Origin of the sequence: Rhizobium sophoriradicis, assembly GCF_003939025.1 — a bacterium.
Lineage (GTDB): Bacteria > Pseudomonadota > Alphaproteobacteria > Rhizobiales > Rhizobiaceae > Rhizobium > Rhizobium sophoriradicis.
In genome coordinates this window covers 303,598-326,894 of record NZ_RQIH01000001.1, presented here as the reverse complement: position 1 = coordinate 326,894, position 23,297 = coordinate 303,598, and the positions used below count along the sequence as shown (strand labels likewise).

The following is a 23,297-nucleotide window of genomic DNA, read 5'->3' as shown; positions in this document are numbered from 1 at the left end:
GATAGCGAGGCTGATCGTTCGAACGTCAGCCGCGAATATAATTCGGGTATTGGGCCCGGATCACATCGATGATCGACAGCGTGCCGGACAGATGTTTTCGGAGCGCCGCCGTCGCTGCTTCGGGCTTACCCGACGCGATGGCGTCGACGATTGCTTCGTGGTCGGCGAGGACCGTCTGCATCTTGCCCGGCATCGGGAGGTTGAGGCGCCGCAACCGGTCGAGATGCACGCTCTGGCGCCTGACATTGGCCCAAAGCTGCAATATGCCTGCTTTCTCGTAGATCTTCCGGTGAAAATCGCGGTCGATTTCGTCGAAGATGTCATAGGTCTCCGGGGACCCAACTGCCTTCTGCCGCGTCAAAATCTCGCGCAGGTCCGCCGCCGTCTCGGCCGGCGACTCCTCGGTCAGCCGCCGCACCGCCTCAAGTTCGATCGATAGTCGCAGAAACTGCGCCTGCCGCGCATGGTCGGTGTCGATCTTGGCGACAACAGTCGCATATTGCGGATAGACTTCGACAAGTCCTTCTTCCTGAAGCCGCATCAGGGCATCGCGCACAGGCGTCTGGCTCACCCCGAATTCCAGTTGCAGCGAGGCGCGCGACAAGACTGTCCCCGGCGCAAGCTCCACCGTCAATATCCTTGCCCGCAATATCTCGTGGATCTGCAGCGCCACCTGTCGTGACCGATCCAACTGGCTTTCCCGAACCATTCCGCTCATGTCTCTGCCCTGTTTCCGCGTCGTCAAATCGACTAAACCACATTTTTTGGCTTGATGCACTGATGCATTAGTGCTTCAATGACCAAATCCGCCTCGGGAAAGGCGGCAGAGGGCTGAGGCCCGCATCCTTTGGGAGGACCAGATGCAAATTCTAAAACATTGTCTTGTGGCCGCGGCGCTGACACTCGGCCTTTGCTCGGCCGGCCAGGCGCAGGAGAAGACCGCTATTTCGATTACCCGCCAGCCGGGCATTCTCTATCTCGCCAGCCATGTCATGGAGACCCAGAAGCTGATCGAAAAGCATGCGGCGGCCGATGGCGTGGCCGATGTGACTGTCGAATGGCGGACCTTCAGCGGCGGCGGGGCTCAGACCGATGCCTTGCTTGCCGGCAATGTCGACATCGTCAATACCGGCACCGGCAACCTGCTTCTGCTTTGGGATCGCACCAGGGGAAAGGTGAAGGGGATCATCACCAGCTCCGCGCAGCCGGTGATCATGGTCAGCAATGATCCGCGCATCAAGTCGCTGAAGGACATTACGCCGTCCGACAAGATCGCCGTGCCGACGGTCGGCGTGTCCACGCAGGCGATCCTGCTGCAGATGGCGGCGGCGAAGATGTTCGGTGAGGACAAGGTCAAGACATTCGATCCGAACACCGTTCAGCTCGGACATCCGGACGCGGTTGCGGCAATTGCCAATCCGAACCACGAGGTGAAGAACCATTTCGCAGCGCCGCCTTTCCAATATATCGAGCTGAAGCAGCAGGGTGTGCACAGGGTCACCGATTCCAAGGAGATCCTGGGCGGTGCGCTGACCCAGGCGACCTTCTTCACCACCACGACATTCGCCGACGCCAACCCGAAGATCGTCAAGGCGCTGCGCGAGGCGACGGAAGAAGCGGTCGCCTTCATCAAGAAGGATCCCAAGGCCGCCCTCGAAGCCTACAAGACAGTGTCGGGCGACAAAACCAGCCTCGATGATCTGCTCGCCATGCTGAAAGAGCCGGGCATGGATGAATGGCGCACCGACCCGCAGGGCACGATGAAATTTGCCGAGCACCTGCACAAGATCGGTACGCTGAAGACCATGCCGAAGGCCTGGACCGACTATTACCTGCCCGACTCCGCCTATCTCAACGGCAACTGACGGCACCAGGGCGGCGGCGCTTCAGAGCCGCGGCGCTTCAGAGCCGCCGCCCCCCCTTCAAGGAGTAATTCCAATGCTTCAGGCCATTGCCCGCACGGGCAACGAGACCGCACCGGCGGCCGAGAGAGAGCCCCTCCTCAAGGTCGACAACGTCACGCTGCGCTACAAGACCCCGAACCTGCTGGTCACGGCCACCGAGGGCGTCAGTTTCTCCGTCAGCCAATCCGACAGGTTCGTGCTGCTCGGACCGTCCGGCTGCGGCAAGTCAACGCTTCTGAAAGCGGTCGGCGGCTACATGACTCCATCGGCAGGTTCCATCCATATCAACGGGCGCCAGGTGAAATGTCCGGGACCCGACCGCATGATGGTCTTCCAGGAGTTCGACCAGCTGATGCCCTGGAAGACAGTGCTGGAGAACGTCATGTTCCCGCTGCTGGTCGCCCGCAAGCTGCCGAAGGGCGAAGCCGAGGCATTGGCGCGCGAATATATCGACAAGGTAAAGCTGACCCGCGCCGTCGACAGCTATCCCCACACCCTGTCCGGCGGCATGAAGCAGCGCGTCGCCATCGCCCGCGGCATGGCGATGCAGCCGGATATCCTCCTTATGGACGAGCCTTTCGCAGCGCTCGACGCGCTCACCCGCCGGCAGATGCAGGACGAACTGCTCCAGCTTTGGGAGGATACCAAGTTCACCGTCATCTTCGTCACCCATTCGATTGCCGAAGCAATCAAGATCTCGAACCGGATCCTGCTCCTGTCGCCGCATCCGGGCAGGGTCAAGGCGGAAGTGGTGGATGTCGACAAGGTCAGCCACCAGGACGGCAGCGCCGCAGCGCTCGAGCGTGACATCCATAACCTGCTGTTCTCCTCGGAACCCGGCCACAAGGAATAAAGCCATGTTGTCCGCAAACATCATTCTTGCGCCCGATGTCGAGGCCGCCAAGCCCTACGACAACGTCAAACCGGTCGAACAGAGGCTCAGTGCATTCGAAACGCTCTGGGGCATCGGCGCACTGCGCAAGACATTGCTGATCGTCACGCTGGCGATCGTCTGGCAGCTCTACGCCTCCTATCTCGATAATCCCCTTCTATTCCCGACGCTCAGCGACACGATCATCACGCTGATCGACCGCTTCGCCGACGGCACGCTGCCGGCCCGCATCTGGACGACGCTGCAGATCCTATTCACCGGATATGCGCTCGGCACGGTGCTCGCCGCACTCCTGACCGTGCTTGCCATCAACACGCGCATCGGCACGGATTTTCTCGAGACGATGACGGCGATGTTCAACCCGCTACCGGCGATATCGCTGCTGCCGCTGGCGCTGATCTGGTTCGGCCTCGGTGCCTCCAGCCTCGTCTTCGTGCTGGTGCATTCGGTTCTCTGGGCAGTGGCGCTGAATACCCATTCCGGCTTCCTCGGGGTCTCGCGCACCTTGCGCATGGTCGGTGCAAACTATGGGCTGACGGGCATTGCCTATGTGCTGCGGATCCTTGTGCCGGCCGCGTTCCCCTCCATCCTCACCGGCCTGAAGATCGGCTGGGCCTTCGCCTGGCGCACGCTGATTGCCGCCGAGCTCGTCTTCGGCGTGTCCTCGGGCCAGGGAGGCCTTGGCTGGTTCATCTTCGAGAACCGCAACCTTCTCGATATTCCGGCAGTCTTCGCCGGCCTCTTGACCGTGATCATCATCGGCTTGATCGTCGAAAACCTGGTCTTCCAGACAATCGAGCGCCACACCATCCAGAAATGGGGAATGAAGGAATAGCCGCGAATACGGTTTTCCCATCCCGAGAAGGTATCCTCATGACACACAGAAAAACGCCGGACATGCTGCGAAGCGCGCGGTGGTTCGCGCCTGATGATCTGCGCAGCTTCGGCCACCGCTCACGCATGATGCAGCTCGGCTATGCCGAAGAGGATTTTCGCGACAGGCCGATCATCGGCATCCTCAACACCTGGTCCGAGCTCAATACATGCCACTCCCACTTCAAGGAGCGCGTACAGGACGTGAAGCGCGGCGTCTCGCAGGCCGGCGGCTTCCCCGTCGAAATGCCGTCGCTGTCGGTCGACGAAAGCTTCACGAAGCCCACCTCCATGCTCTATCGCAACATGCTGGCGATGGAGACGGAGGAGACGATCCGCTCGCATCCGCTCGACGGCGTCGTGCTGATGGGCGGCTGCGACAAGACCACGCCGGGTCTCGTCATGGGGGCGCTGTCGGCCGGCGTGCCGATGATCTACCTGCCCGCCGGGCCGATGCTGCGCGGCAATTATGCGGGCAAAATCCTGGGCTCCGGCTCGGACGCCTGGAAATATTGGGACGAGCGCCGCGCCGGCAACATCACCGATGCCGAGTGGCTCGGCGTTCAAGGCGGCATCGCCCGCTCGGCCGGCACATGCATGACGATGGGCACTGCCAGCACCATGACGGCGATTGCCGATGCGATGGGCCTGACGCTGCCGGGCGCATCGTCCATTCCTGCCGTCGACGCCAATCACCAGCGGATGTCGGCAGCTTGCGGGCGCCGCGCCGTCGAGATGGTCTGGGAGGATCTGACGCCCGACCGGATCGTCACGGAAGCGGCATGCCGCAATGCCGCGATAGTCGCCATGGCCACCGGCTGTTCCACCAACGCCGTCGTCCACCTAATCGCGATGGCCAGGCGCGCCGGCATCAACCTGACGCTCGACGATCTCGACCTGCTTGGGCGGGTGACGCCGCTGATCGCCAATGTCCGCCCATCGGGGAAAGACTATCTGATGGAGGACTTCTTTTATGCGGGCGGCCTGCGGGCGCTGATGAAACAGCTCGAGGACCGGCTCGACCTGACAGCCCTGACCGTCACCGGAAAGACCATGGGCGAAAACCTGATGGGCGCGGAGGTCTATAACGACGATGTCATCCGGCCGCTTTCGAACCCGGTCTATCACCAGGGATCGCTTGCCGTTCTGCGCGGCAACCTCTGCCCCAACGGCGCCGTCATGAAGCCGGCGGCCTGCGATCCGAGGTTCCATGTGCATCAGGGGCCGGCGCTGGTTTTCGACAGCTATCCTGAGATGAAGAAGGCGATCGATGACGAGTACCTCGACGTCACGCCCGACCACGTCCTTGTGCTGCGCAATGCCGGGCCGCTCGGCGGTCCCGGTTTTCCGGAATGGGGCATGCTGCCGATCCCGAAGGCTCTGATCAAGCAAGGTCATCGCGACATGCTGCGCATTTCCGACGCCCGCATGTCCGGCACGTCCTACGGCGCCTGCATTCTGCATGTGTCGCCGGAGAGCTATATCGGTGGCCCGCTGGCGCTGCTGCGGACCGGTGACATGGTGCGCCTCGATCTGCCCAGCCGCCGGCTCGACATGCTGGTGGACGAGGCCGAGCTCGTCCGACGCCGAGATGCGTGGAAGGCGCCGGAGCCGCATTTTCAGCGAGGCTATGGCTGGATGTTCTCACGCCATGTGACGCAGGCCGACCAGGGCTGCGACTTCGATTTTCTAGAAACAAGCTTCGGCAGAGCCGCCGGCGAACCGGATATTTATTGAGGAGGGATGGGAATGACCGACTACGTACTGAGCGAGGCGACACGCGCGAAATTCAAGAAGATTTCGACCGCTTCGATCGCCACCGCCCTCTTCAAACGCGGCCTTCGAAACCAGTTCATCCAGGGTGTCGTGCCCGTGGCCCCTAAGGCGGAGGTGATGGTGGGACAGGCATTCACGCTGCGCTATATTCCCGCTCGCGAGGACCGCAATCCGATTACGGTTTTTCAGAACCCAAATCACCCGCAAAGAGTGGCGATGGAGACCTGCCCCCCCGGGCAGGTGCTGGTGATGGATGCGCGTAAGGATGCGCGAGCTGCGACGGCGGGTTCCATCCTGATCACCCGGCTGGCGCTCCGCGGCGCGGCGGGCGTCGTCTCCGACGGCGGCTTTCGCGATGCCGAAGGGATCGGCGCGCTTGATATGCCGGCCTATTACGCCAAGCCGTCGGCGCCGACCAATCTGACTTTGCACGAGGCGCTCGATATCAATGTGCCGATTTCCTGCGGTGATGTCGCCGTGTTTCCGGGCGACGTCCTGGTCGGCGACCGCGACGGCGTCATGGTCATCCCGGCCCATCTGGCTGAAGAACTCGCGGATGAATGCGCGAATATGGAAAGCTACGAGGACTTCGTCCTCGAGCAGGTCAAGGCGGGCGAGACTATCATCGGCCTCTACCCCTGCACCAAGGAGGAACATCGGCAGAAATATCAGGCCTGGCAAAAAGAAAACGGCCGCTGAGTTTGCCCGAAGGAGCCCGTGTTTCGAACCGAGGCCCCGCCCCCGGCTATTTTCCGTCAAGCCACTCTTGCAGCTCCGCCTCGGCCCGTTCCAATGCGCTGTAATTCAGTAGCTTGCGTAACAACGCAACGGTCACGGCACGGGCGCGCAGGTTGAAGCGGCCGTCTTCGTGATCGTCGCCGGCCGCCTGATACACGTCGAGCTTGTCATAGAGCTGCTGCAGCCGGTTCTGCACGCTGCGCAGCGACAGGCCACGGCGTTTGGCGATAGCACGGTCCGTCAGGCCGAGCGCGATATCGACGAGGATCTCGTATTCGGAATCGGTGAAGCCGTTTGTCTGGCCGAGGCTCTTCTGCTGCAGGCCCCGCACTTCGCGGTCGATGACGCATTGGCTCTCGATGAAGATCGATCGCAGGGCAAGCTTCAGCCGCTCGTCGGAAGCTGATTTCAGCACATAGCCATAGGCCGCGCCATCCGGCACGATGCGCGAGACGCCGCGCACATAGGCCTCGTCCGAATAGTTCGACCAGAACAGGATGCGTGTCTCCGGCCGCTCCTTCCAGATCGTGCGCGCCGCCTCTATGCCATTCCTATTGGCCATCTGCAGATCCATGACGATATGCGCCGACTTATGGTCGCGGGCAAGCTTCTCGCCGGCGGTCCCATTCTCCGCCTCGATGATCGTATCGCATTCCGGCAGGGCGGCATTGACCGCCTCGTGCAGGTAGGACCGGTGCAACGGGTCGTCCTCGACGATCAGAACCTTCATTTGGCCTCGCTCCTCAGTTTGGTTCGTCCGCCGGCCTATTCGGCGCAAGCGGCAGCACGACGCGGACGGCGGTTCCGCGGTTGTTATGGCCAGGCCCCGTCGTGAAACGCGCCGAGATCAGCCGCGCGCGGGTCTTCATGTTGTCGATGCCGCCACCGATCCGCCCCCGGACTTTGGAGAGCCCCGTACCGTCGTCGGAGATTTCGATCGACAGCTGTTCCTTGTCGGCCTCAAGCCGCACCATGATTGCCAGGGGCGCGGCATGACGCACGGCATTGTTAATCGCCTCCTGGGCGATCCGGAACAAGGCGACGCTGACGGTCGGTTCCAGTTGCTCCAGCGCGCCATTCGTCTCGTCGACCAAGCCCCATTCGATCGCCGATCCGGTATCGCGCGTCGAGCGGTCGAGATGATGCTCGATTGCCTGGGCAAGGCCGAAGAGCTGCAGCACGGAGGGTTTTGCCTGCTCGATGATCTGCCGCAGATCCTGCATGCAATGCTGCAGGGATCGCGAAACCGGTTCCAGCGCCTCGGCCGTCACTTCGCCATTGCGCGACAGCCGATCGATCCGGCGCGCCAGCCGCGTCAGGTCGGCAAGCGTCTGGTCGTGAAGATCCATGCCGATCCGCTGGCGCTCCTGCTCCAGTGCTTCCGTCAGCTTCAGGGCGCCTTGCCGCAACCCCTCCTCGCGAGCGCGCGCCTCCGCCTCCACGATCGCGGAGCGCTGCGCCTGCTCGGCGGCCTGCAGCGCGAAGAAATAGGGCGTCAGCAGATCGGCGATAATGCGGGCGCGTTCGATATCCTCCATCGTATAGACGCCGGCGTTGTGAGACGAACAGGAAAGCGCTGCGATAATCGTGCCCTGCACCTTCATCGGGACATGCAGGCGGCTTCTTAGAGACTGTTCGACGATCGGCCGCTTGAAGGCGCCCTCAAAATGGAAGCGCTGGTCCGTCATGGCATCGTCGGAGAGCAGAAAGTCGACCTCGCCGCGCAGCAGCGAACGAATGGGACTGTTGACCACCGGCGCACCGGCAATCTCGCCCCAGGCGGTCTCGATCCCGGTCTCATAGGCCGTGTGATAGTTGCCGCCTTCTAGCAGCACGCAGACGTCAAGATGGTCGTGCGGGATGATATGCGCGACCTCGGCCGCCACGGAGCGGATGGCTGAGCGAAAATCGAGTTGGCCGGCGAGCAGCCGGGAAATTCCGAGATAATGGTCGAACAGGGCTGCCGGTGCTGGTTGCAGCATTGTTAGTTCCTCCCCGTCACGACAGGCTTCTCAACCTGCCATGATCCTCTCCCAGTAAGCGCCGCGGAAACGCCGCCGTCTTGCGTAAACCCGCAGCTTGTTGCGCAAAACCCGCAAACAACTTGCCGCCTTGCCCCTGTACAGGTCTGCCGATCTCCCCCATCCTGCCCTTACTGAGAGGAGGAAGCTCAGTGCAAGAACAATTTTCACTCGGGCCCTGGGCCCACGGGAGTGAAGCGATCGGCCGACCGGCGCGATCATGAGGGAGGAAGACATGACAATTCGTAAGATGCTTCTGGCATCGGCCGCTATTGCTTGCGCCGCGATGCCCATTTCTGCCTTTGCCGACACCTCGAGCAAGAAGATCGCCCTTTCCAACAACTATGCCGGCAACTCGTGGCGTCAGGCCATGCTGACAAGCTGGAGCAAGGTGACGGGCGAAGCCGTGAAATCAGGCGTCGTTGCCGCGGCCGATCCCTTCACGACGGCCGAAAACCAGGCGACGGAACAGGCGGCGCAGATCCAGAACATGATCCTGCAGGGCTATGACGCGATCGTGCTGAACGCCGCCTCGCCGACGGCACTGAACGGTGCGGTCAAGGAAGCCTGCGACGCCGGCATCACCGTCGTTTCCTTCGATGGCATCGTCACCGAACCCTGCGCCTGGCGCATCGCGGTCAATTTCAAGGAAATGGGCCGTAGCGAGGTGGAGTATCTGTCGAAGAAACTCCCAGAGGGCGGCAATCTTCTCGAGATCCGTGGCCTTGCGGGCGTCTTCGTCGATGATGAGATCTCGGCCGGCATTCACGAGGGCGTCAAGCAGTTCCCGCAGTTCAAGATTGTCGGCTCCGTGCATGGCGATTGGGCGCAGGACGTGGCGCAGAAGGCTGTTGCGGGCATCCTGCCGAGCCTGCCCGAAATCGTTGGCGTGGTGACGCAGGGTGGCGACGGATATGGCGCCGCGCAGGCGATCGCCGCGACCGACAGGAAGATGCCGATCATCATCATGGGCAACCGCGAAGATGAATTGAAGTGGTGGAAGGAGCAGAAGGACGCCAAAGGCTACGAGACCATGTCCGTATCCATCGCGCCCGGCGTCTCCACGCTTGCTTTCTGGGTCGCCCAGCAGATCCTTGACGGCAAAGAGGTCAAGAAAGATCTCGTGGTACCCTTCCTGCGGATTGACCAGGACAACCTCGAAACCAACCTCGCCAATACCCAGGCCGGCGGTGTCGCCAACGTCGAGTACACGCAGGCAGACGCGATCAAAGTCATCGAGTCGGCAAAGTAATCTCCCGGCGAATGCCGCTCGGCCGCAAATGGCTGCGCGGCATTCCTTGCGATCAGGTGTGGCGGGCTAGCATGGATGACGTTTTGAAGGCGATGATCGCCGTCGAAGACGCCAAGGTGAGCTTCGGCGCCGTCAGGGCGCTCGACGGCGTCACGCTCCGCGTCATGCCTGGCGAATGCGTCGGCCTGGTCGGTCACAACGGCGCAGGAAAATCGACGATCGTCAGCGTTATCAATGGCGGCCTGACGCCGCATGAGGGAAGCGTGGCGAGTGATGGCGAGCGGCTGGAGCGCTATGGCATCAATGCCGCGCGAGGGCGCGGCGTGCGCTGCGTCTTTCAGGAACTGTCCCTCTGCCCCAACCTCTCCATCGTCGAAAACACGCGCATCATGCATCGCCATCTCGGTGGCTTCGGCTGGCGCAGGCGTGCCGCAAAAATCATCGAGAGAAGTCTCGATGCCGTCTTTCCCGGCCATGGCATCGATAGCGGCCGTGTCGTCGGGGATCTTTCGATCGCCGAACGGCAGATGGTCGAGATATCAATGGCTTTTTCCGATGCCGGCATAGCGCCGCGGCTGGTGATCCTCGACGAACCGACCTCGTCGCTCGACGCAAGCCTCGCCCGCCAGATGCTCGACCATGTCCGCCGCTTCGTCGCGGCCGGCGGCTCGGTCATCTTGATTTCGCATATCCTGCACGAGATCCTCGAAACCGCCGACCGCATCATCGTCATGAAGGATGGCCGCGTTGTTGCCGAACGTCCGGCGCGGGAGTTTGACCATCATGGGCTTGTGAAGGCCATGGGAACGGTTGTAAAGGAAGAAACCGGCGACCGCCCCGCGCGCGCGCAGTCCGAGGCTGCCCTCGTTCTGTCGCATCAGACGGCTGGCCGGCCTTTCACGGCCCGCAAGGGTGAAATCATCGGACTGGCAGGCCTTGCCGGCCACGGGCAGACCGAACTGCTGCTCGCGCTGCATGCCGCTCAGTCCGGCAACTGGCTGCCCGAACGCGATCCGCTCGTCACCTTCGTTGCCGGCGACCGCCGCCTCAATGGCGTCTTCGAACTGTGGAGCATCCTGCGCAATTTCTCGATTGCCTCGCTCGGCGATTTGTCGCGACGGGGTGTCATCGTCCCGGACGAAGAACAGACGAAGGGCAACGACTGGAAGCGGCGGATCGAAATCCGCACACCCGATATGGCGAGTCCTATCCTGTCGCTTTCGGGCGGCAACCAGCAGAAGGTGCTGTTTGCGCGCGCGCTTGCGACACACGCGCCCGTCGTTCTGATGGACGATCCTATGCGCGGCGTCGACGTCGGGACCAAGCAGGAGGTCTATGCTATCATCCGCGAGGAAGCATCACGCGGGCGCACCTTCATCTGGTATTCGACCGAGATGGACGAAGTCCGCCTCTGCGACCGCGTCTATGTCTTCCGCGAGGGCCGCATCACCGCCGAACTCGCTGGCGACGCCGTCAGCGAGACGAACATCATCGCCGCCTCCTTCGAAGGGGTCGCCGCATGACATTCCGGTTCTCCGCGGACGCGATGCGTCTTGCCATCCCCGCCCTGTCGCTGACCCTGCTGCTCGCTTCCGTATTCTGGCTGCAGCCGCGCGCCATGAGCTATGTCGGGCTCAACCTGCTGTTCAACCTGGCTGTGCCGATCGCGCTTGCGACGATCGCCCAGATGCTTGTCATGGCGGTCAATGATCTCGATCTCTCCATGGGCACCTTTGTTAGCTTCGTCGCCTGCGTCAGTGCCACTTTTCTGCGTGATGCGCCCGTTATCGGCATCCTGATCCTTTCCGGCGCGGTCGCAGCCTATGCGGCGCTCGGCGTGGTGATCCATTTGCGCAACCTGCCATCGATCGTAGTGACTCTCGGCATGAGCTTCGTCTGGGGCGGCCTTGCCGTGCTGCTGCTGCCGGCGCCGGGCGGGCAGGCGCCGGACTGGGTGCGCTCGCTGATGACCGTCAAGCCGCCGCTGGCGCCCATGGCGATCGTCGCCAGCATCGTCATCGCCGCCGTCGCCCATCTTCTCGTCATGCGCTCCTCGCTTGGCGTGCTGATCCGCGGCATCGGCGGCAATCAGCGTTCGGTGGAGCGCGCCGGCTGGTCGATCGTCGCAGCGCGCGCCGCAGCCTATGGGCTTGCCGGTCTCTTCGCTGTGCTTGCCGGTATCGCCCTTGTTGGTCTCACGACCTCGGCCGACGCCAACATTGCGCTGCGCTACACGCTGCTGTCGATTGCCGGCGTCATCCTCGGCGGCGGCGAGTTCATCGGCGGCCGCGTTTCTCCGATCGGCGCCGTCATCGGCGCGCTGACACTGACGCTCGCCGGCTCTTTCCTATCCTTCCTGCGCATCTCGCCCGACTGGCAGATCGGAGCGCAGGGCGCGATCCTGATCATCGTGCTCGCGTTGCGCTTGATGCTGAACCGCCTGGAGAAGCGGGAGAAACGCCGATGACCTCGCTCTTCAGCCTCTTCGGTAAGCCCTGGATCTGGTCGTGGCTTGCCGCCTTCGTCGTCTGGTTCCTGACCATCATGGTGACGTTCGGCGCCAGCACGCTCGGCCTGTCGCAGGCAGCATTCACCTTCGCGGCCTTCTCGGTCATCGTCGGCATCGGCCAGATGTTCGTCATCACGCTTGGTCCCGGCAACATCGATCTCTCGGTTCCCGCCACCATGACGCTTGCCGGTACGGTGGCGCTGAAACTGATGAATGTCGAAAACGGAATGATCCTGCCGGGACTCCTCGTCGCCATCGTCATCGGCCTTGTCATCGGCCTCGGCAACTATGTGCTCATCAAGGCGCTCCGGATTCCACCGATCATCGCTACGCTATCCGTGAGCTTCATCGTGCAATCCGCAGCGATCTGGACGAACCGCGGATTGCGGATCAAGCCCCCGAGCATGCTCGCGGAATTTACCACTTCGACCACGCTCGGCGTGCCGAACGTGGCGATCGTCGCACTCTTCATCTCGCTGATTGCCTGGTTCCTGCTCGAGAAGACGGTCTACGGTCGCTGGATCTCAGCGATCGGCCAGAGCATGCCGGCCGCGCGCATGGCCGGAATACCAGTCGACGGCACGCGCTTCGTCACATACCTCTTCTGTGCCGTGCTCGCTTCCATTGCGGGCTACCTGCTTGCCTGCTTCTCCGGCGGCGCGGCCCTCAACATGGGCTCCGAATATCTCCTGACCTCTATCGCCGTCGTGGTGATCGGCGGCACGGCGGTCGCCGGCGGCGATTCCAACGTGCCTGGCATCTGGGGCGCATCGCTCTTCATGTTCCTTGTTGTTTCCATGCTCAACACTTACGGGCTCGGCGCCGGCATCCGCCTCATCATGACCGGCCTCATCATCATCAGCGTCATCATGCTCGCCGGCGGCCGGCGGGTCGGCATGCGATAAACGGAAAGACCATCATGGCAGAGGCCAGCATCTACGAAATTCACGACCCGCGGTTCCGGCAGATGATTGTGACGAGCGCCGGCCTCGACGAACTCTATTCCGGCTGCCGCTGGGCGGAGGGTCCCGTCTGGTTCAACGATGCGAATCAGCTTCTGTGGAGCGATATTCCCAACCAGCGCATGCTGCGGTGGACGCCCGAGGGCGGCGTCTCTGTCTATCGTCAGCCGTCCAACTTCGCCAATGGCCATACGCGCGACCGGCAGGGGCGGCTGATCTCCTGCGAACATGGCGCGCGCCGGGTAACGCGCACCGAGATCGACGGCTCGATCACCGTGCTTGCCGACCGTTTTGAAGGCGCGCCGCTCAATTCGCCGAATGATGTGGTGGTGAAGTCAGACGGCACGATCTGGTTTACCGATCCGACCTACGGTATCATGTCCGACTATGAGGGGTTTCAGGCCGAGCCGGAGCAGGCGACCCGCAACGTTTACCGGCTCGATTCGGCGACCGGCGAGCTTGCTGCCGTCGCTAAGGATTTCACTCAGCCGAATGGCCTCGCCTTTTCGCCGGATGAGACGGTTCTCTATGTCGCGGATTCGGCAGCAAGCCACGATGAACACCTGCCGCGTCACATTCGCGCCTTCGACGTCGTCGGCGGCAGCAGGCTGGCCAACGGCCGCGTTTTTTGTCAGATCGACAATGGCATTCCGGACGGAATCCGCACTGACGTGGAGGGTAACCTCTGGTCGAGTGCGGCCGATGGCGTGCATTGCTTCGACACGACGGGAAATCTGATCGGCAAAATACGCGTGCCTCAGGCTGTCGCGAACCTCACCTTCGGGGGGCCCAGGCGTAACCGTCTGTTCATCGCGGCCACCTGCTCGGTTTATTCGATATACCTGGCTACGAGAGGCGCTCAGATGCCGTGAGCTTGTGTGCTCCGTTCTGTCGTAACATGGCGCATCAGATCGGCGAAGACGGCAGCGAGCTTTCGCATTCGACGTAGAACTGGACGTCAGATGCCCCGCCGATCACGCCTTGCCGGAACAATCAGTGAGCTTGCACGCTACTTCCCCACATTCAAACATGGGAGATGACAATGGCGTCCATGACACTCGAAGACCTCTCTTCGCACCTGAAGAAGATCGACTTCTGCATGTTCTCGACGAATGCCGGATCCGGCCGTATCTCAAGCCGGCCGATGAGCAATAACGGCGACGTCGAGTATGATGGCGACTCCTGGTTCTTCTCCTACGAGGAAACCCGGAAGATTGCAGAGATCGAAAGCAACAAGGACGTGTCGCTGACGTTCACGGCTCCCCCCAGCCTGCTTGGCAAGCCTGGAATCTTCATTGCGATTGAAGGCGTTGCATCGCTGGTGCGAGAAAGGGCCGCCTTCGAAGAACACTGGGTTGCCGATCTCAAGCGCTGGTTCCCGGAAGGGATCGACACGCCTGGCATCGTGCTGATCAAGGTGTCGGCGTCCTCTATCCAATACTGGGACGGTGAAGACAACGGCGAAGTCACCCTCGCCGGTTCCAGCGCGCGGTCCTGAATTAGGAGGAACGCAGCAAGGCGTCGATCTCGGACCGGGAAGGCATGGCGGGCGCAGTGCCCGGCCGTGTCACGGCGATCGCTGCGGTCGCACAGCCGAAGCGGATGGCCTCGATCGGTGCGTATCCTTCGGAAATCGCCGTTGCGAAGCCGCCGAGGAAAGCGTCCCCGGCTCCCGTCGTGTCGACGACATTTCCCGCCCGAAATGCAGGGACGAATTCGCTCTGCCCGGCGGCGTGATAGTAGGCCCCGCGCGCGCCGAGAGTGATGATCACTGCTCGCGCCCCCCGATCGACCAGTGTGCGAGCCGCTGCACCTGCCTGCTCATCGGTTTCGATAGCATGGCCCACCAATTCCGCTGCTTCGACTTCATTGGGGACGATGAAATCACACAGAGCGTAGATGCTGTCTGGGATCGTGCGTGCGGGCGCAGGGTTGAAGATCGTCGTGGCCCCTGCCCTTTTGGCGATCGACAGTCCATGGATGGCCGCCTCGAGCGGCTGTTCGAGCTGAGTCATGAAGATGGCGGCGCTTTTGATCTCGGCCCGGTTCGCATCGACATCCTCGATGCCGATGAGGCCCGCCGCACCCGGCGCGACGATGATGGCATTGTCGCCGCTCACCTCGTCGACGAAGATGAAGGCGGCGCCTGACGAAACGCCGTCCATCTTCATGACATTGGCTTTGACGCCCGCCTCCGCATAGGCTGAAAGCGCCATCTCGCCGAACGGGTCGTTGCCGACCCTTGAAATGAAGGTCACCTTGCCGCCGGCCTTTGCCGCCGCAATTGCCTGATTGGACCCTTTGCCTCCCGGCCCGAGCGTGAAACCGGAACCCATCAGCGTCTCACCGATATGGGGCAGACGCTTCGCCTTATAGGCGGTGTCGGCGGCAAAAATGCCGAGAATGACGATCCCGCTTTTCTCGCTCATCTCCGAGCTTCCTCCGCTGGAATGACGCCCTTGGTCAGAAGGAAGCAGCCGTAAAACCGCAATTCCCCCGTTGCGATCACGCAATAGGCCTTCTTGGCGATGTCGTAGAAGGCCATGCGTTCGACGGGATACATCGGCGAGGGCTTGCCTTCGGCGCGGTCGACAATCGCCTGAACTTCCTGCTGAATCGGCGGAATTTCATCCGGCTTGCCGATCACTTCCATACGGCCCACCGACGGCTGGATCGGTGTGTCCAGGGGCAAGACCGACAAGATCGCCTCGATTGCCTGCGGCGCAGGAATGTTCTCCATGGTCAGCAATTTACCGAGACGCGTCTGGCGGGCGATCGAATCCGATGGAAAATTCATGTCGGAGATGACGAGATAGTCGCCGTGCCCCATATTGCAAAGTGCTTGAAGAATGTCGCCGTTGAGTTCGGCCCTGATTCCCTTGAGCATTGATCTTCCATCCTTTTCTCGTGGCCGGAGCACCGGCCGTGCTTCAATTGGTATGCCCTGTGATATCCGGCTTCGGTTGGGGGCATGGGCCGCTGGAACCGCGCACGATCAGCGATCCGTCGACCATTTCGTCTGCCGTGCCCGGCGGCTCCTCCAGCAGAAGGCTGACCGCGCGCCGTGCCAGCATGTCGGCCGGCTGGCGTATGGTGGTCAGTCGCGGCACCACGAGATTGGCGAGCGAAATGTCATCGAAACCTGTGACCGACAGTTTTCGCGGCACGTCGATCTTGAGGTCGCGCGCCGCGCGTAGTGCGCCGATAGCCTGCTGGTCGCTGGCGGCCGCGATCGCCGTCGGCCGGTCCTGCGCCCGGCGCGAAAGCAGGTTACGGGCAATTCTTTCGCCGGACTCGTAGTCGAATCTGCCGTAGACGATTTCCAGGTCAACGGCCTCGCCGGTCTTGGCGAACCCGTCCATGCGGCTGACGAAGGCCTCCTTGCGCATGCGCCCGGCTTCGGTGTCGGTCGGCCCGGCAATATAGGCAATGCGCCGGTGCCCCAGCCCATAAAGATGATCGGCAATCAGGGTGGCCGCTTGCGCATGGTTGGTCGACACCAGGGGAAAGGTGCCGAAGCGCCGGTCGAGCGATATGACCGGGACCGAAGCCGGCAGATCAAGACCCGAACCGTCGCTCGAAGCCACGACGATGATGCCGCGCACCGACCGGTCGAGAAAGGCCGAAACGTGGCTCTGCTCCGCCTCGCTGTCGTCATGCGAGCTTGCCAGCATCAGGCTGTGACCGCATTCGAGCGCCGCACGCTCGACGCTTGCCGCAAGCTGCGCAAAGAAGGGATTGGTGATGTCGGGAACGACGAGGCCGATGACGTCGGTTCTGCTGGTGCGCAGCGCTCTTGCGGTGACGTTCGGCCGGTAACCAAGCGCCGAAATGGCATCGTTGACCTTTTCGCGCAGCATCGGTTTGACCGCGGCTTCGCCCGACAACACGCGCGAAACGGTGCCCACGGATACGCCCGCATGTTCGGCAACGTCCTTGACTGTCGGCATCTTCGCCATTTCCAACATCCCGCAGCTATTTTACGGCGCCTGCGGTCATCCCAGCGATGATATGCTTTTCCAGCACAACGCCGACGACGACCAGCGGCAGGATCCCGGCGGTGGAAAGGGCAGCCATCGACCACCAGTTGATGCCCTGGCTGCCTGTCTGGCTGGCGATCATCACCGGCAGCGTGTTGGTGTTGGTGGAGGTCAGCAGCGCGGCGAAGAAATATTCGTTCCAGCACAGGATCAGCGCCAGCAGGAAGGCGGCGACCATGCCCGGCAGAACCAGCGGCACGATGATGCGGGCAAACGCGCCCCAGACCGACAGGCCATCGACCAGAGCTGCCTCTTCGAGCTCTACCGGTATCGTGGCGAACTGGTCGCGCATGATCCAGACGACGATCGGCAGAACCATCAGCGTATAGACGGCGATCATGCCGGCATAAGTGTCGAGCAGCGCCAGTTCCTTGTAGAGAACCAGGAATGGCAGGGCGAGGACGACCGGCGGCATGATGAGCTGCGACAGGAAGAAAAAGGAGATGTCGGAATTGCGCATATGGCCGAACTTGTAGGAAAAGCGGCTGAGCCCATAGGCGGCCAGCGATCCGAGCACGACCGCAAGGGCCGATGCCGTGACCGAGATGATGACGCTATTCCAGAGCCGGCGCATGAATTCGTCGCGCACCGTCGATATCTGCGAGATGGTATCGGGAGAGAGCCCGAGCGAACGCCAGCCGAGCCAGCTGGGCGTAAAATTGAACCAGGGGATCAGATTGCCGCGCATGACATCCGCCGCCGTCTTGAACGAGGTCGAAACCGTCCAGAACAGCGGGAAGATGCAGACACATGCCCAGATGATGAGCAGGCCGTAGACGGCAAAACGCATGGCCCACCAGCGAATGCGCTGGCCCCGCCCGTATTTTTCGAGATCGATGCGAACCATCAGAGCCTTCCTGTCATCCGCTTGACGATACGGTCGGAAATCTTCATCAGCCCCGTCATCCCGACGACGATGATCACCAGATAGACGAGCGCGAGCAGCGTCCCATAGCCGACATTCGAACGGTCGCGGTATTCGCGATAGATGAAACTGGTGACGGAATCGGTCGCCCCGCCCGGGCCTCCCGATGTCACCGTGATGATGATGTCGGCGAGCTTGAGCTTGAAGATAATGCGGATCATCACCGCCGTGACCGACACCGGCAGCATGAGCGGGAAAATGACTTGCCAGAAGCGCTGCCACTTGGTGGCGCCGTCGACTTCGGCCGCTTCCAGCACCTCGCGTGACAGAGCCTGCAGTCCGGCAAGCAGCATGATCATCATGAACGGAATGAAGGTCCAGGCATCCATGATCATGACCGAAAGCCGCGCCGTCAGCGGATCGCCGAAAAAGGAAGGGTTTTCCCAGCCGAGCCAGCGGGCCAGGCGCGCGATCGGGCCGAAACGGGTCTCCAGCATCGATTTGCCGACCATCCAGCTCACCGCGACCGGCGACAGCATCAAGGGTACGAGGAAGGTGACCCGCCAGAACTTCCGGGCAAGAATTTCCTGATTGAGGAGCAGCGCCAGGCCGAAGGCGATCGCGTATTCGACTGCAATCGCTAGGGAATAAAGGATCATGTTGAGCAAGGCGTTGGCATAGAACGGATCGGCGATCATCCCTCGCACATTGTCGAGCCCGTTAAAACGCCTCCCGGCAGAAGATGCGAGGTTCCAATCGGAAAAGCCGATCCAGAGCGCAAAGAGTAGTGGAAACACCACCATCGACACGACGAAAAGCGCGGCCGGCAGCACAAAAAGCGCCTTCTTGCCGGCCTCGCCGTAAATGACCACGCGCGTGACGCAAAGAACCGCGGCCCAGAGGAAGTACGCATAGAGGACGGGTCGCCAGTTCGCAAAACCCCATTCGGGCCAGCCCAGCTCATGGGCACCCTGCAAGACAAAGGATGTTATGAACCATGCGGCGCTGAGCCACAGAGCCGCGCGACCCCAGAAACGGCGGCTCGCGGAAATGGAGCCGGCTTCGACCGTGTGCAGCAGGTCGCCTTCGACTGTCGACATGATATTCCTCGCCCGGATAGAAAAGGCGCCGGCGGATCGCTTTCGGTCCGCCGGCGCGTTTGGTCAGAGGGTCAGAGCCCGAGGCTCGCCCGATAGAGTTTCAGCTGGCTGTCGCGGCCGATCTGGTCGGTGATCTTTTCCCAGGCGGCCGCAATCGCATCCGCGGTCTCCTGTGCCGACTTGTACTGTCCGGCAAAACCCTTTGCCAATTCGTCCTCGGCAACGGAGTAATATTGGAAGATGCCGGGTATGCGCGGTTCGATCGCAGCATTTGGGTGGTTATAGCTGTCGGCGTTCGAACCTAGATAGTCCTCGACAAAGGCGCGGTCGTAACCAGCCTTTTCCCATTCGTCGTAGTTGAAGTTGGACTGACGATAGGGCTGGAATCCCGAGGGATAGGCCGAGGTCCAAAGCGACAGATCCTTGCCGCCGAGATGGGCTGCCGCAGACCAGGCCGCCTTGCGCTTCTTCTCGTCACTGGAGACCCGCTTGGTGACGTAGATGCCCCAGCCGAGATAGGCCATGTTGGGCGCTTCGTTATACTTCTCTTCCCATTGTCCGGTCTTGCGGTTGTAGACCCGGTTGGAGCCGCGGTTGATGCCGAAGCCGACCACATCGCCGACAACTGAGGAGTCCGAAGTGCGCGCGCTGGAGCCGACGTCGCCCCACCACATCAGCATCGCGCCGGTGCCCGCCAGGAACTGCGAGAAGGCCGTTGTGTTGGGATCCGCATTGATCTGATCGGCCGGATAGGCCTTGGCGGCGATCAGATCCAGCACATCCTGGATCGCCTGGACCCAGGCGGGGTTGTTGACCAGCGGCTTCATGTTTTCGGGGTCGAACAACCACGCCGGGTCGCCCGGATATTTGGCATAGGCGGTCGCGCGGTTCTCGATGAAATAAAAGCCGAAACCGCCCAGCCCTTGAGCGGGTCGAGATAACCGTAGGCCGGCTGGCCGGTCAGCGGATCGGTTTTGCCGATCAGCGCCTTGGACGCCGCGTTGACGTCCTGCCAGGTCTTCGGCGGCTCGGCCATGCCGCTGATCGAGCCTTCGCCGAAGTAATCCTTACGATAGGCGAAGGTGTGGCAATCGCCGTCTATTGTGACGCGGTAGGTCTTGCCGTCCCAGGTGCCGACCGGGGGCTTTAGGTAGTTCACCAGGTCGTCGGCTTCGATCTGCTTTGCAGCCCAGTCCGGCATCTCGTCCAAAAGCCCTCGCCCGGCGGTGTCGCCTTCGAAGGGCGCGCCCATTTCCAGAATATCGTAATCAACTGTGCCGGTGGCGATCGACTGTTGAAGGCGGGCATTGTAGTCCGCTTGCGCAAGGTCGATCCAGTTGATCTTGGCGCCGGTATAGGCTTCCCACGGCTTCAGGAAACCGCGGAACAGGAAGTTGTGAAGGTTCTGGTTGTTGAGCCCCATGAAGGTCAGCTCGACACCGGCGAATTCGCCCTGCTTGACGTTGGCCTTGGTCGGACCGAGGCAGAGCTCGCCGACCTTCTGCCAGTCTGCATCCGTCGGCGAGCCCTTGCCGACGCCGGGGATCTGCAGGATCTGGGCGCGCAGATCATCGGCGGCGAAGGCGGTGCCGGCAATTCCGCCCATTGCGCCTGATAGGCCGAGCAGAGCCGCTGCACTTGCCGTTCCGCGCAGGACGTCACGGCGGCTTGCCTGACGGCGCATCAATGCATCGTAAATTTCGACTTTCATGTCTTCCTCCTCCACGTTGTGCGCTGCCGCCAGTCGGTCTTGCCGAACTGGACCCGGTCCGATTTTGGGACTGGTCTCGTGCAGAACTATCTGGTAAACAGGAAAATGAAACGTTTCATATTCCTGTTTGAAACCGCTCCTCTCGGTCTCGTCATCGAGCATTAGACGGCAAGCGGGAAAAGTCAACATAAAATGAAACGTTTCATGGAGGAGGTTCGGCGGTATCTCGAGCAGCGGCAGGAGGCGGGTTTCTCAAGCTTGATGCCGCGGATATTGTCGAGAGATTTTTATCCCTCGGGATCGGCCCGTGGGTGGCCGGAAAGCGATTGGGAGGCATATGGCTGAGGTCAATATTTCGGAGGCGCGCAAGGCGTACGGCGCCCTAAATATCCTGCACGGCGTCGATATCGAAATTCGCGACGGCGAGTTTGTGGTGCTGGTCGGTCCGTCCGGTTGCGGCAAGTCGACGTTGCTGCGCATGGTCGCCGGTCTCGAAAGCATCACCGGCGGCACCATTTCGATCGGCGGAAAGATCGTCAACAATCTGCCGCCGAAGGACCGCGACATTGCGATGGTCTTCCAGAGCTACGCGCTCTACCCGCACAAGACCGTTGCCGAAAACATGGTCTTTGCACTGCGCCTGCAGAAGCAGCCGGCCGACGTTATCAAACAGCGCCTGCAGGCGGCGGCCGAAACGCTCGACCTCGTGCCCTATCTCGACCGCTATCCGCGCCAGCTTTCCGGCGGCCAGCGGCAGCGCGTCGCGATGGGGCGCGCCATCGTCAGGTCGCCCCAAGTCTTCCTCTTCGACGAACCCCTGTCGAACCTCGACGCCAAGCTGCGCGTGCAGATGCGCAAGGAGATCAAGGAGCTCCACCAACGGCTGAGAACCACGACGATCTATGTCACCCATGATCAGGTCGAAGCGATGACCATGGCCGACAAGATCGTTGTCATGCAGGGCGGCAAGGTCGAACAGACCGGAACGCCCCTGCAGCTCTACGATCGACCCCGCAATACATTCGTGGCGACCTTCATCGGCTCGCCGTCGATGAATCTGCTGAAAGGCCGCTACAAGGCCGATGGTGCGTCCTTCGTCACCGAGACGGGAGACGAAATTGCGCTTGGTTTCACGCCGGAAGCGACCGACGGGCAGACTGTGCTGCTCGGTGTGCGCCCGGAACATCTGTCGCTCGGCCCAAGCGGCTTGAGCGCGACCGTCACCGTCACCGAACCCACCGGCCACGAGACGATGGTGTTTCTGCGCTACGGCTCCGGGGAGCTTGTCGCCGTGCTGTCCGAACGGCACGATTTCGAGCCGGGTCAGGTCGTGACGATAGCCGCTCGGCCGGGTAAGCTTCATCTGTTTGACGCGGAGTCCGGCAAGACGCTGCGGCGAGATTGAGCAGCCGCTTCTTGTCGACGTCAGGTCGCCCGATAAGCGCGTGGGCTGCGCGGCGTCGGCAATGATCCGAGAGCACATTGCTCCTAAGCCGTCCTTGAACATCGCCTACAGTTCCTCAAGCGACGGCGGGAGGAGCGGCCGAGAACTTTCGATATGTGATTTCATCGATCAGGCTTATCATCGGTTTGGAGGCTGTAGATGCTTTCGACGGAGCGAGATCTAAAGCGGGGCGGTGAGCGGTTCCCCATTCCTTCGCAAGGCGAAGTCGAGGGCAGGCTTTTGATGTTCGAAGTGGTTGCCGTCACCTGCCTGCAGGAGCTTATTGCAAAAACAGATTCGCATCTGGTTTCCAGGCTTCGCCGAAAGCTCATTCGCAATCTGAAGGAAAGGTGCGCCCCGTTGAAGCTATGTACGGAGGACGAAAAGGCCGCAAAGGAGTTCGCGCTTCAACTCTTGAGCGCAGCGCTGGAAGAAGCTGAAGACGAGAAGCGAGCCGCTAGCCAAGATCCGCAGTGAGCCTTCGAGAGGTTCGGCTGAGTTTGATCGGTCAATGCTCGGATGGGCCGTGAGCGGGTTCCAAGAGCAAGGAGATCGAAATACACGCTCCTCAGCCGATGCCACTCAGAAATTCCTCGGTCTCCATGAGTTCCAGCTGGACGGAAAACCGATCGTGTAGCAGTTCCAGCGACGCGTCATACGTGTCGTCGGCGCTGCTGCAGACGGCGTCCTTCAGCACGATGACACGATAGGCGAGATCGATGGCACCGAGCGTCGTCGCAAGCACGCAGACATCCGTCTCCCCGCCGGTGATCACAAGGGTGTCGACCCGCTCCGACTGAAGGAGTGTATGAAAGCGGCCGTCGATCCAGGGCGAATAGGTGCACTTGTCGAAGGTTCGCGCCGGCGGAACAAGCGAGGCTAGCGAGGAGGCCAGTTCGACGAACTCGCGCGGGAGATGCTCGCCCGTCATCATCCACCATTTCTGGTAATAGTCGCGCCATTTTCCCGGCATCGCGTCCGGATGCTGCGGCGGCACGAAGCGGGTAAATATCGTCCGGGAAGGATGCCGGCCGGCAAGTTCCTCGATCTGTGGAGAGATCCGAACCATCCAGGGCACGTGCCACGGGGTCTCTTCGGCAAACATGCGCTGCATGTCGACGCAAAGATGCCGCCACTCGCCGATCCCGCCCATCACATTCTCCGTTCGTTTCGGGCGTCAACCGCTGCCCGGAACGAAAGTTCCCGACAG

22 protein-coding genes and 1 pseudogene are annotated in these 23,297 nt (G+C 61.7%); 13 read left to right on the top strand and 10 right to left on the bottom strand.

Annotated elements, in window-relative coordinates; genetic code table 11:
* Positions 1–25: 25 nt before the first annotated feature.
* Positions 26–718, bottom strand: coding sequence for a GntR family transcriptional regulator (locus EFR00_RS01620; RefSeq protein WP_077994231.1), 693 nt, complete (start codon positions 716–718; stop codon positions 26–28).
* A gap of 142 nt (positions 719–860) precedes the next feature.
* On the opposite strand from EFR00_RS01620, the gene EFR00_RS01615 reads away from it, so the two are divergent.
* The 5 genes from EFR00_RS01615 (at position 861) to EFR00_RS01595 (ending at position 6,144) form a co-directional block, all read left to right on the top strand.
* Complete coding sequence (locus tag EFR00_RS01615) at positions 861–1,865, top strand: ABC transporter substrate-binding protein (protein WP_077994232.1); 1,005 nt, start codon at positions 861–863, stop codon at positions 1,863–1,865.
* Positions 1,866–1,938: 73 nt separating this feature from the next.
* The gene (locus tag EFR00_RS01610; RefSeq protein ID WP_051649998.1) at positions 1,939–2,757 is read left to right on the top strand and encodes an ABC transporter ATP-binding protein; all 819 of its coding nucleotides are present in this window, start codon (positions 1,939–1,941) and stop codon (positions 2,755–2,757) included.
* 4 nt (positions 2,758–2,761) lie between these two features.
* The gene (locus tag EFR00_RS01605) at positions 2,762–3,631 is read left to right on the top strand and encodes an ABC transporter permease (RefSeq protein WP_040143051.1); all 870 of its coding nucleotides are present in this window, start codon (positions 2,762–2,764) and stop codon (positions 3,629–3,631) included.
* A 38-nt stretch (positions 3,632–3,669) separates the two neighbouring features.
* Positions 3,670–5,406 carry an L-arabinonate dehydratase gene (gene araD / locus EFR00_RS01600; protein WP_040112996.1) on the top strand — a complete coding sequence of 579 codons (1,737 nt, stop codon included), beginning with the start codon at positions 3,670–3,672 and terminating at the stop codon, positions 5,404–5,406.
* Positions 5,407–5,418: 12 nt separating this feature from the next.
* On the top strand, positions 5,419–6,144 hold the full coding sequence (locus EFR00_RS01595) for a ribonuclease activity regulator RraA (RefSeq protein WP_040143052.1): 726 nt from the start codon (positions 5,419–5,421) through the stop codon (positions 6,142–6,144).
* A 46-nt stretch (positions 6,145–6,190) separates the two neighbouring features.
* Here EFR00_RS01595 and EFR00_RS01590 read toward each other — a convergent pair whose 3' ends face one another.
* Both EFR00_RS01590 and EFR00_RS01585 read right to left on the bottom strand, forming a co-directional pair.
* Entirely contained in the window at positions 6,191–6,913 is a 723-nt protein-coding gene (locus EFR00_RS01590) for a response regulator transcription factor (RefSeq protein ID WP_040112998.1), read from the bottom strand.
* A 13-nt stretch (positions 6,914–6,926) separates the two neighbouring features.
* Entirely contained in the window at positions 6,927–8,165 is a 1,239-nt protein-coding gene (locus EFR00_RS01585; RefSeq protein WP_040143054.1) for a GAF domain-containing sensor histidine kinase, read from the bottom strand.
* A 274-nt stretch (positions 8,166–8,439) separates the two neighbouring features.
* On the opposite strand from EFR00_RS01585, the gene EFR00_RS01580 reads away from it, so the two are divergent.
* From EFR00_RS01580 to EFR00_RS01555, 6 genes are all read left to right on the top strand, one after another.
* Entirely contained in the window at positions 8,440–9,456 is a 1,017-nt protein-coding gene (locus EFR00_RS01580) for an ABC transporter substrate-binding protein (protein ID WP_077994234.1), read from the top strand.
* Positions 9,457–9,527: 71 nt separating this feature from the next.
* The gene (locus EFR00_RS01575; RefSeq protein ID WP_077994657.1) at positions 9,528–10,979 is read left to right on the top strand and encodes a sugar ABC transporter ATP-binding protein; all 1,452 of its coding nucleotides are present in this window, start codon (positions 9,528–9,530) and stop codon (positions 10,977–10,979) included.
* Positions 10,976–11,923 carry an ABC transporter permease gene (locus EFR00_RS01570; protein ID WP_040143059.1) on the top strand — a complete coding sequence of 316 codons (948 nt, stop codon included), beginning with the start codon at positions 10,976–10,978 and terminating at the stop codon, positions 11,921–11,923. Before EFR00_RS01575 ends, EFR00_RS01570 begins: the two co-directional genes overlap by 4 nt.
* The gene (locus EFR00_RS01565) at positions 11,920–12,870 is read left to right on the top strand and encodes an ABC transporter permease (RefSeq protein ID WP_040143061.1); all 951 of its coding nucleotides are present in this window, start codon (positions 11,920–11,922) and stop codon (positions 12,868–12,870) included. Before EFR00_RS01570 ends, EFR00_RS01565 begins: the two co-directional genes overlap by 4 nt.
* A gap of 14 nt (positions 12,871–12,884) precedes the next feature.
* The gene (locus EFR00_RS01560; RefSeq protein ID WP_040143064.1) at positions 12,885–13,799 is read left to right on the top strand and encodes an SMP-30/gluconolactonase/LRE family protein; all 915 of its coding nucleotides are present in this window, start codon (positions 12,885–12,887) and stop codon (positions 13,797–13,799) included.
* A gap of 170 nt (positions 13,800–13,969) precedes the next feature.
* Positions 13,970–14,425 carry a pyridoxamine 5'-phosphate oxidase family protein gene (locus tag EFR00_RS01555; protein ID WP_040143067.1) on the top strand — a complete coding sequence of 152 codons (456 nt, stop codon included), beginning with the start codon at positions 13,970–13,972 and terminating at the stop codon, positions 14,423–14,425.
* A gap of 1 nt (position 14,426) precedes the next feature.
* Here the strand turns inward: EFR00_RS01555 and rbsK are convergent, their stop codons facing one another.
* From rbsK to EFR00_RS01525, 6 genes and pseudogenes are all read right to left on the bottom strand, one after another.
* Complete coding sequence (rbsK, locus tag EFR00_RS01550; RefSeq protein ID WP_010042076.1) at positions 14,427–15,356, bottom strand: ribokinase; 930 nt, start codon at positions 15,354–15,356, stop codon at positions 14,427–14,429.
* Entirely contained in the window at positions 15,353–15,814 is a 462-nt protein-coding gene (locus EFR00_RS01545) for an RbsD/FucU family protein (RefSeq protein WP_009990172.1), read from the bottom strand. Before EFR00_RS01545 ends, rbsK begins: the two co-directional genes overlap by 4 nt.
* 43 nt (positions 15,815–15,857) lie before the next feature.
* Positions 15,858–16,886 (bottom strand): LacI family DNA-binding transcriptional regulator, encoded by a 1,029-nt coding sequence (locus tag EFR00_RS01540; RefSeq protein WP_040143069.1) that lies wholly within the window; start codon positions 16,884–16,886, stop codon positions 15,858–15,860.
* Positions 16,887–16,902: 16 nt separating this feature from the next.
* Positions 16,903–17,814, bottom strand: a complete 912-nt coding sequence (locus EFR00_RS01535; protein WP_040113007.1) for a carbohydrate ABC transporter permease — start codon at positions 17,812–17,814, stop codon at positions 16,903–16,905.
* Positions 17,814–18,932 carry a carbohydrate ABC transporter permease gene (locus tag EFR00_RS01530; protein WP_077994235.1) on the bottom strand — a complete coding sequence of 373 codons (1,119 nt, stop codon included), beginning with the start codon at positions 18,930–18,932 and terminating at the stop codon, positions 17,814–17,816. The genes EFR00_RS01535 and EFR00_RS01530 overlap by 1 nt, the downstream gene beginning before the upstream one ends.
* 71 nt (positions 18,933–19,003) lie before the next feature.
* Positions 19,004–20,643, bottom strand: a pseudogene (locus tag EFR00_RS01525) (extracellular solute-binding protein).
* Positions 20,644–20,980: 337 nt separating this feature from the next.
* Between EFR00_RS01525 and EFR00_RS01520 the strand changes: the two are divergent.
* Entirely contained in the window at positions 20,981–22,048 is a 1,068-nt protein-coding gene (locus EFR00_RS01520) for an ABC transporter ATP-binding protein (RefSeq protein WP_077994236.1), read from the top strand.
* Positions 22,049–22,246: 198 nt separating this feature from the next.
* Complete coding sequence (locus EFR00_RS01515) at positions 22,247–22,564, top strand: hypothetical protein (RefSeq protein ID WP_010054050.1); 318 nt, start codon at positions 22,247–22,249, stop codon at positions 22,562–22,564.
* Positions 22,565–22,655: 91 nt separating this feature from the next.
* Here EFR00_RS01515 and EFR00_RS01510 read toward each other — a convergent pair whose 3' ends face one another.
* Positions 22,656–23,240, bottom strand: a complete 585-nt coding sequence (locus EFR00_RS01510) for a cysteine hydrolase family protein (RefSeq protein ID WP_040113011.1) — start codon at positions 23,238–23,240, stop codon at positions 22,656–22,658.
* Positions 23,241–23,297: the final 57 nt, after the last annotated feature.